The organism is Mycobacterium sp. TH-M106, from assembly GCF_057473765.1.
The window spans coordinates 1-8,906 of the sequence record NZ_JBYCLE010000312.1 but is presented as its reverse complement, the minus strand read 5'-3'; the positions used below and the strand labels follow the sequence as shown (position 1 = coordinate 8,906).

The 8,906-nt window shown below is 64.6% G+C and carries 8 protein-coding genes; 4 read left to right on the top strand and 4 right to left on the bottom strand.

The annotated features are described in order from the left end of the window. From AC2VOP_RS10835 to ftsY, 3 genes are all read left to right on the top strand, one after another. The coding region (locus AC2VOP_RS10835; RefSeq protein WP_486960963.1) for an AAA family ATPase at positions 1-532 on the top strand (532 nt) is incomplete at its 5' end. A gap of 338 nt (positions 533-870) precedes the next feature. Beyond that, positions 871-1,182 carry a DUF732 domain-containing protein gene (locus AC2VOP_RS10830; RefSeq protein WP_486960962.1) on the top strand — a complete coding sequence of 104 codons (312 nt, stop codon included), beginning with the start codon at positions 871-873 and terminating at the stop codon, positions 1,180-1,182. 246 nt (positions 1,183-1,428) lie between these two features. After that, entirely contained in the window at positions 1,429-2,688 is a 1,260-nt protein-coding gene (ftsY, locus tag AC2VOP_RS10825; protein ID WP_486960961.1) for a signal recognition particle-docking protein FtsY, read from the top strand. 29 nt (positions 2,689-2,717) lie between these two features. On the opposite strand, the gene AC2VOP_RS10820 is transcribed toward ftsY, so the two are convergent. Next, positions 2,718-4,625: a tetratricopeptide repeat protein gene (locus AC2VOP_RS10820; protein WP_486960960.1), complete on the bottom strand. Its 1,908-nt coding sequence runs from the start codon at positions 4,623-4,625 to the stop codon at positions 2,718-2,720. A gap of 404 nt (positions 4,626-5,029) precedes the next feature. Between AC2VOP_RS10820 and AC2VOP_RS10815 the strand changes: the two genes are divergently transcribed. Beyond that, positions 5,030-5,893 carry a histidine phosphatase family protein gene (locus AC2VOP_RS10815; RefSeq protein WP_486960959.1) on the top strand — a complete coding sequence of 288 codons (864 nt, stop codon included), beginning with the start codon at positions 5,030-5,032 and terminating at the stop codon, positions 5,891-5,893. A gap of 157 nt (positions 5,894-6,050) precedes the next feature. Here the strand turns inward: AC2VOP_RS10815 and AC2VOP_RS10810 are convergent, their stop codons facing one another. The 3 genes from AC2VOP_RS10810 to AC2VOP_RS10800 all read right to left on the bottom strand — a co-directional run bounded on the left by AC2VOP_RS10810 (position 6,051) and on the right by AC2VOP_RS10800 (position 8,750). Next, entirely contained in the window at positions 6,051-6,155 is a 105-nt protein-coding gene (locus AC2VOP_RS10810; protein ID WP_486960964.1) for a hypothetical protein, read from the bottom strand. Positions 6,156-6,170: 15 nt separating this feature from the next. After that, positions 6,171-6,527 (bottom strand): DUF732 domain-containing protein, encoded by a 357-nt coding sequence (locus tag AC2VOP_RS10805; protein WP_486960958.1) that lies wholly within the window; start codon positions 6,525-6,527, stop codon positions 6,171-6,173. Positions 6,528-7,466: 939 nt separating this feature from the next. After that, positions 7,467-8,750, bottom strand: a complete 1,284-nt coding sequence (locus AC2VOP_RS10800) for a PPE family protein (RefSeq protein WP_486960957.1) — start codon at positions 8,748-8,750, stop codon at positions 7,467-7,469. Positions 8,751-8,906 lie beyond the last annotated feature (156 nt).

Sequence of the window (8,906 nt, the reverse complement as noted above, 5' to 3'; positions counted from 1 at the left end):
AGCGGCCCGCAAGGACCTGCTCGATGTGGTCGCCGACGTCGACGCCCGCATCCTGGGCGTGTTCACCGACGCCTACACCGACGTGCAGCGCGAGTTCGGCGAGGTGTTCGCGGCGCTGTTCCCCGGTGGGGAGGGCCGGTTGCTGCTGACCGACCCCGACGACATGCTCACCACGGGGGTGGAGGTGGAGGCCCGCCCGCCCGGCAAGAGAGTCAAGCGGCTGTCGTTGCTGTCCGGCGGTGAGAAGGCGCTGACCGCGATCGCGATGCTGGTGGCGATTTTCCGCGCCCGCCCGTCGCCGTTCTACGTGCTCGACGAAGTCGAGGCCGCACTCGACGACACCAACCTGCGACGCCTGCTGACGCTATTCGAGATGCTGCGGGCCCAGTCGCAGCTGATCGTCATCACTCACCAGAAGCCCACTATGGAGTGCGCCGACGCGCTCTACGGCGTGACGATGCGTGACGACGGCATCACCGCGGTGATCTCCCAGCGAATCCGCGGTGAGGAGCTGGTCAGCAGTACACCGTAGCAGCCGATCAATGCGTCCAGGGTGAATTCCATTTCCGTCGGTTCATCCGGGTGGTCTACCCGTCCGGGAACATCCTGCGCTGCAAATGGCGGCGTACCTGAAGGTCTCTGGATCGCACGCCGCCTTCGTCGACGCGCTGCTCGGCTGAGCACTGGAAGGGCCAGCGGATAGGTGAGGCATCACCGCTGGCTACGCGCTCAAAGTAGGTGAGGCACGCCGGCGGGTTGTGCTCGGATCGATGGTTGGTGTAGTCTCACTGATAGCGATGGGGCTCGCTGCACTTGCCGAATCTGGCTGATGGCCTCTATCCGATGACTAATCGGTTGGAGGCAAAACTCATGAAACTGTTTCTCCCGATCTTGAGCGTTGTGACCATGATCGGCCTCGCCGCACCCGCGTACGCCGAGAACGACGTGAACGTCGATTTCATCAACTCGCTGCATGCGGCAGGTATCGGCTACAGCAATGAAGATCAAGTTGTTTCGGCCGCGAAAGCGATGTGCGGGCTGATGGAACGGGGCCAGCACGGCCTTCAGGTGGTCGGCGCGCTTCAGGCGAACAACCCCGGGATGTCCACGGAAAACGCGGTACGCTTCGCGCGGCTTGCCGCTGCGTCGTACTGCCCCGAGCAGTTGGCCTTGCAGCTGTAATACATGATCATTGGTGTCCTGTCGTCGGTACTGGGCTCGGTATTGGCGTCTACGATGCCAGTGCGACCAGGCCAGCAGGCTGGCGGGTGGGCAGTAGCAGCATGTCGCGCAGACGACGGAATTCGTTGACGGTCGCTTAGCCCGACCGGGTGGCACGTTCGACGGTGGTAGGCCCCAGGGCGCGCCGGAATTCGCTCCCGGGTAGTCCACCCGTCCGGGAACAACGTGCACTGGAACAATGGCGGCGTGCCTGAAGGTCTCTGGATCGCCATATTGGTTGTCGTCGCGCTGGTCGTCATCGCAGCGCTTGTCGCTGGGCTGGTCCGCTATCGCCGGCGCCGGATCAGCATGTCGGCCCCGCAACAAACCCGGGGCCGCTCCGGCGGATACGCCGCGGCTTCGGGGATCACGTTCAGTCAGACCGTCGACGCCACCGGGCTGCCTGGGGTGGGCGACGACGCGACCGTTGCGCGCGATGCCCCGAAGCGCCCCATCGCCGATGTCCCCCCGCCCGAGCCGGGTGCCGTTCCGCCGTTGCAGCCTACCGCGCTTACCGCGCCCACAGTGCCCAGCATCGAGGCCATTGCGCCGGCCGAAGGCCGATTGGAACGACTGCGCGGGCGGCTCGCCAAATCCCAGAACGCGCTGGGGCGCAGCGTGCTCGGGCTGCTCGGCGGTGGTGACCTGGACGCGGGCTCCTGGGAGGAAATCGAGGACACCCTGCTGATCGCCGACCTAGGGTCGGTGGCGGCAGAGTCGGTGGTCAGTCAACTGCGCGGACGGCTGGCCGCCAGCACCGTGCGCACCGAGGCAGATGCCCGCCAGGTGCTGCGCGAGGTGCTGATCAGCGAGCTGCGGCCCGGCCTGGACCGCTCCATCCGGGCGCTTCCGCATGCCGGTCATCCGTCGGTGCTGCTGGTGGTCGGTGTCAACGGCACCGGCAAGACGACCACCGTCGGCAAGCTGGCGCGGGTGCTGGTGGCTGACGGCAGGCGGGTGGTGCTGGGCGCGGCCGACACGTTCAGGGCCGCCGCGACCGATCAACTGCAGACCTGGGCGTCGCGGGTGGGCGCGGAGGTGGTGCGCGGAGACGATGGCGCCGATCCGGCTTCGGTGGCGTTCGACGCCGTCGACAAGGGCATCGCCGTCGGCGCCGATGTCGTCGTCATCGACACCGCCGGTCGGCTGCACACCAAGACCGGGCTGATGGACGAACTCGGCAAGGTCAAGCGGGTGGTCACACGGCGTGCCCAGGTCGACGAGGTGCTGCTGGTGCTCGATGCCACCATCGGTCAAAACGGGCTGGCGCAAGCTCGGGTGTTCGCTGACGTCGTCGACATCACTGGTGTGGTGTTGACCAAGCTGGATGGAACTGCCAAGGGTGGCATCGTTTTTCGGGTCCAACAGGAATTGGGGGTTCCGGTCAAACTCGTCGGGCTCGGTGAAGGACCCGACGACTTGGCGCCGTTCGAGCCCGCCGCGTTCGTCGACGCGCTGCTCGGCTGAGCGCAGGAAGGGACTGATCGCGAGGCGGGTCAACCTGTGGCGATACAGAGCACGTCGTCGAGGCTGGCGGTGCGCAACCCGGCGGCGGCCGCCCGCCGCCCAAGTTCGGCGATCGGGTCCGTGTCGGTGCCGTGCAGGTCGCCGGTCCGGGCCAGGCGTTCGGTATCGAACATCGCTGGGCCACTTGCCATCACGTCGGTGAGGACGTAACGGCCGGTATCGGGGGCGCGACGCACGTCCTGCTCGGTCGCGCAGGCTCCGGTCAGCTTCACCGCGTCCGCGAAGTTAATGCCCACTGAAAACACCTGTGCTTCCGCCCCGAGCACCGCAGTCAGGCGAGTGACGAAATTCTCGGGTGCGAAGAATCGCCAGCCTTCGCACAAATGCAGCCAGTATCGCCCCCGAATTTGAGCGCGGATCTGCGTAAGCCGGGCGCCGCGCCCGTCGCCGTTCCCGGGATGGGCAAACTCGAGGAAGCCGTAGCGCGCACGCAGCATCGCGCGATCCTGGGCTGACAGACCAGAATCGACCACCAGGAAGCGGCCCACCCGCGACACATCGAGGCAACAGTTCAGAAACGAGTTCAGCGTCTGCTCGGTAATGCCCCGATCCGGTCCGGCAACCAGGCTGACGACCACCTCGCCTTCACCGGAGCCGGCGAGCAGGCGCTGCACCGTCGCCTCGGGGTACGAAGAGGCCGCTTCGAGCATTGTCGGCGCACAAATGTCGCGGTTGCCCGCAATCTGTTGCCGAGCATCATCGGGAATGTCGGGGCGGGCCAGCAGGCGCCGCCACAGCGTGAACGCCTCGGTACGCTTGTCGATCCAGGATGCGCACAGCGCCTGCTCCGCGGTTGCAAGCCAGGTGTAGATGTCTGCGTCTAACACCAGTAGGTCGTCTTCGGGAAACGGGATTTCCGCGGCGCGCTGGGCAAACAGGTAGCCGAGCCGGTAGCGCTTATCGACTCGGTACCGATAAGCGATGGCATACAGTGGCTCGGCGCGGATCGGTCGAAACTCCCAGGCCCGCAGGTAGGCGTCTTGAAGGTCCGGCCACGGCGCACCGAGTTGCGCCATCGACTGCGCGACCTGCCACAGCGCAAAGTAGACCTCCTCCTCCCAGCCACCCATCTTGACTCGCCGCGCATACCACTTGTGCGCGTTGACGAAATCACGTGTAACGAAATAGGTCTGGGCCAAGAAGAAGACCGACCGTGCATCCTCGGGGTTGCGTTGCACCTTGGCCAGCAGCCGATCGCGTAGGTGCTTCGCCGGATCCACGTTGCGGGTGTCCGAATGCAGATCGACCGGTTGCATGATACTTTCCGCGGCCGCTTCCACTTGGGCCTCCGTTACCGCAAGGTGCAGCTCTGCGGCGAGACCGCGGATCGCAACGGCGGGCGCGGCGCGAAGCGCCTCAAAGTCAACCCTGACTGTCGTGGCATCGCCGAGGGCGAGGTCGCGCGCTGCGATCAGGCGTGTCGTCGCTTCAGCCCGCTCCTTCTCGTTCTTCAACCAGCCGAGTCGATTCAGCGAACCCACTACCTTCGCGAATGGTCGGTCCACCACAACCGGCACTACCGGACCCCAGGCGTCACGGATGAAATCAACCGCAAGACACAGGAGGGGGTTCTTGGCGCCAGGCCGCTGCCCCGCTATATGAGCAGCACGCCGATGCTCGTCGGCCCAACTGCGAAGTTTCGCCCGGAAAGAACCCGCATCCATTCGGAGCTGACCACCAGGCCCGCTGTAAGCACCAAAAGCCCTGCGACACAATAGGGTTAGGCGGTAGTCTTCCCAGGTATCATGCGGTTCTCGAACGACCCAGTCGAATTCGGTGCCCATAAACACGCCAAGGTGGTGCAGTACGCCGGCGACGGCCGACGTACCGCCGCACCACGGGCCCAGGACGACAATGATCGGTTTACCAAACGCCATGACACTCTCCCGCCAGACCGCTAGGAACGGTACCAAACGGCGTTCCGCTGCCGTCGACTTCCTTACCCAGGTGCTGAACGTTTTCTCGGGCCAAATGTTTCGGTGTTCAACAGGGGTTTTCCCGGTTCACGCACTCCACCGGCCCGCCACAGGATTCAGAGTCAGCACAAGTTGCTTTCACGTAGGTTCCACCTTAATATCCAGCACACGTCGGTGCCCGCCGGCTGATCACCTCGTCAAAGGACCGCCTCATGAAACTAGCTGGTGGGCCGTATGTCACTGCTGGTGGCGCGATCACAGTTGCCGGCCTCATCACCGCCACCCCGGTAGATCCACCGCTACCTGCACCCCAGGAGCACGCCGTCCAGCTGGCCGCCGGCGAGGAGGAGATCACGCTGGACCTCGTGCGGCACGGCTCGGACGGACCGCCGTCATACATCTCTACCGCCGGCTCGTTTCTGCCCGGGTATCCGCTCAATGAGGCCGGCCGGGAACAGGCCGAAGCTGTCGGCCACTTACTTGCGCAACAGGGCCCTTACGCCGGGATCTACGCGGGCGATAACATCCGGATGCCGGAGACCGCGGCACCGTTGGCTGATCTGCTTGATTTGAAAGTTCAGCTGTTGCCCGGGCTCGACGAGATCGCTGGCGGCATTTACAACAGCCTGCCGGCTTCAAGCCCTGCTGGCATTCTCTACGAGCTGACCTTGGCCGCGTGGGTGGCCGGATTGGACTTCGTGTCAATGCCGGGCGGCCTTAGCGGGGTGGCGTTCGACGAAGACTTCACCGGTGCCGTTCAAACGATCTACGACAACACCCTGAGCGCGGGCGGCCCGGCCAAGGATGCTGCTTTTTCCGGCGAAGCGGCGATCAGCACCTGGTCGATGATGAATGCCAAAAACCCCGATCTGTCCATCTTCTTACCCCTTTTCCTTGAGAACCTGTTAACGAACAAGGCCTTCCTGCCCGCCACGGGTGTTGTCGTACTTCAGGGCGATCCCGAAGCTGGCTGGACGCTGGTCAGTTGGAACGGACAGGCCATCCCCCAGGTCGTGGGATTGCCCACTGAGCTGGTTGTTGACGTTCGTGACTTGATCACCGCGCCTCAGTTTGCCGCTTACAACCTTCAGGAGGCCGTCCTCGGCGGCGATCCGACGACGATCATGAAAGCGCTACAGGCCGGTCTCCACGAAGTCGGCGCGGCCATAGTCCAGTTCCCCATCTCGGTGATCGATGACGTCATCGGTGCGGTGAGTGGCGGGGCCTGAGGAATTTTCGGCAACAGTAGCTAGCGGTCGTAGAGAAATGCTGGTGTGGGCGAAGAAGGTTGAACCACCGGTCGCAGTTGGAGCTGATGCGGTTGAGTCCGGACTCGGCCGCGGGCCGCGGCGTGGGCCTCAATGATGGTGTTGGGGCACAGGTTGGCTAGCTCGACGGCTTGACGTTGCCCCATTCCCTCTCGATGGGGTTAAGGTCGTGGACATAAGCCGGGAACCGTTCGACGGTCAGCCATTGCCGCTGCCCGGCGATCCAGCCCTCTTTGATTTAGCCCGTGTTTGCAGGCGGCGCCAACTGCGCGGGGCAGTACGACTCCGCGGCAATCCGCGCGAAATGTGCCGCGTCTTCCATGGACATCCCGGGGTTGTGCGCCCGAAGCTCGTTGACCACCTGAAGGCCGCGCTGGCCCCGCTCGATCAACCCGCACATCGTTTTGCCGGCCGCAACGGCTTGATCGTCATTGCTGTAGCCGATACCTGCCGCATGCAGCGAGTTGATGAAATTGACGTTCACGGCACTAGTTTCGACTGCGGTCTCGATTGCATCGCCGTCGTTGTCGGCATACGCGGGTGCGGCGAGGCCGATCATGGTCACAACACCCAGGAGCGGGAGAAACAGCTTCACAAGTTTTCCTTTCATCTGATGTGAGGTGTGGTTACCCGGACTGGATTTTGCTGCCGGCGATAACGTGCATCGCATGGAAGCCCGGCGTCTTGGACAGCTCTTCCAGCAGGTCGTCTAGGCCGGCCTGATCGACTTGCCCGCACTGCGGCTGCGCTGGCAGTGGGCAATTCGGTGGCCGCCAGCCTGATCGCCGCGGTTGCACTACCCCCAGCTGGGTGGCACCGACAACTGCCCGACCCTGGGCACGTTGCCGGCGTCCGTTCTCGGTATCGAACGCAGTGCCACAGCCAACACGACGGAGGAACACGCGGCCAAGGCTATAGGCACTGTTTGGAAATTCACCTAGTAATAACTGGAAGGTCCCTGGAAACTGCAATCAGTCAGCCGAACTCAGGATGGCCGACGCACAAGTATGACCGTGACACGATGCAACCTGCAACGTGATACGAGGTAACGTCTGGCATCAATTCCACTCGGTTCCGACATATTTCGGTTGGGTCAAACGCGCGGGGATGACAGTGGTTAGCTGCGTTGGCTCCTGGTCTGTAATCGACGAGATGGCAAGCTGCCCAAGGCTTTCAGCCAGATCAGCCACCCCATCGGTGCAGGCCCTCACCATGTGGCACAGAGATGTCTCTACCCGCTCCGCGCAGCAACGCAGACAGCCATGGGACGGCATCGTCGGGCTCGTCGCTGTGGTAAATGCGTACCGGGTAGGGCATCCATCCACCGATGCTGTGAGACGCCTACCTAATCCAGTTGATGTTGCTGGCAACCACGCGTCGCCAAGAAATCGCAAGTATCCATGCCGGCTCCACCTGGGGCAGATCGTTGCGGTGGCCCTCCGACTTGCCGAACCGGCGCGCGGCCTGCTCGACCGGTTTCGCGCTGGTGTCGTCGGGCTCGGCGGTCCTACCCGTTCGATCTGGCCGGGTGTGGTTACCCGGACTGGGTTTTGCTGTCGGCAACGACGTGCACCGCATGGAAGCCTGGCTTTTTGGACAGCTCTTCCAGCAGGCCGTCTAGGCCGGCCTGATCGACTTGCCAGTGCTGCACCGCGTCCCGCCGCCGCTGCAGATGGGCGATGACCTGGTCGAGTTTGACCGGGGCATTTCGTCCTTTGCCCGCACTGCCGCCGCGGAAGCTGGCGCCCTTGAGCGCTGGCGGCGCGGCACCCCCCATGGCGCCAGCACCCAGACTCTCCAGCGCCCCGACGCCCGACAGGCCTTGCGAGATGCCGACGGCCGGCGCCGCGGCCGCACTGGCAGTGGGCAATTCGGTGACCGCCAGCCTGATCGCCGGGGTAGCCGTACCCCAGCTGGCCGGCACCGACAACTGCCCGACCCTCGGCGCGTTGCCGGCGTCCGCTGAGACCGCACTCATCAGACCCGCGTTCGGCAGCACCGGCTGCATCGCGGTGAGGCCGGCCCCCAGCTCGGATTCCGAGATCGGCGGCAGTTCATAGGGCATCATGCCCCACAACGTCTTCATCTGGACCATGCCCACATTGGTGCCGGTCAGGCTGACGTTGCCCATCATGCCGCCCTCGCCGACGGCGGCAGCGTTGGAGTACGTGTCGGTGTAGAGGGTCGACAAATTCTGCATCAGCGCGGCCGGCGCGGACTGAACGGCACTGCCGGTCGAGTTGCCTGCCGTCTGCGCTGCCGCCGCCGCCTGGCTGGCTGAGCCTGCTGTATTCGTGGTCTTCGGCGGCGCGGTGAACGGGGGGAGCCGGGTAGCGGCTGCCGAGGCGCTGGCGTAACCGGACATAGCGGCGGCGTCTTGGGCCCACATCTGCTCGTACTGCGCTTCGTTGGCTGCGATCTCCGCCGTGTTACGGCCCATGATGTTGGTGGCCAGCAGCATCACCAGCTGACTGCGATTGGCGGCGACCGCCTCAGGTGGCACCGTCGCCGCTAGCGCCGTCTGGTAGGCACTTGCCGCGGCCTCGGCGTGGACGGACGTCGTCAACGCCTGTGTCGCTGTGGTCGACAGCCACGTCACGTACGGTGCGGCAGCCGCTTGCATCGCAGCCGAGGACGGCCCGGTCCACCCCGCAGCGGTCAGCTTTGTGATCACGGTGCCATAGGAGGTTGCCGCGGTGTGCAGCTCGGTGGCAAGGTCATTCCAAGCCGTCGCAGCGGCAACCATTGATCCGGCGCCGGGACCGGAATAGATCAGTTCCGAGGTGATCTCCGGCGGCACCATGGCGAAACCCGTCATTGGCCTGCCTCCTCTGCAGCCGGGATCACCAGGATGGTGGCCGTGGTGAGGTTGTCCAAGTCGAGGTCGGCCTCCTTGTCGACGACCCGCACGTTGGCGCCGGCGACGGAGGCTGCCGCGGGACCTCCCATCGCCCGCCCGGCCAGGGTCGCCAGC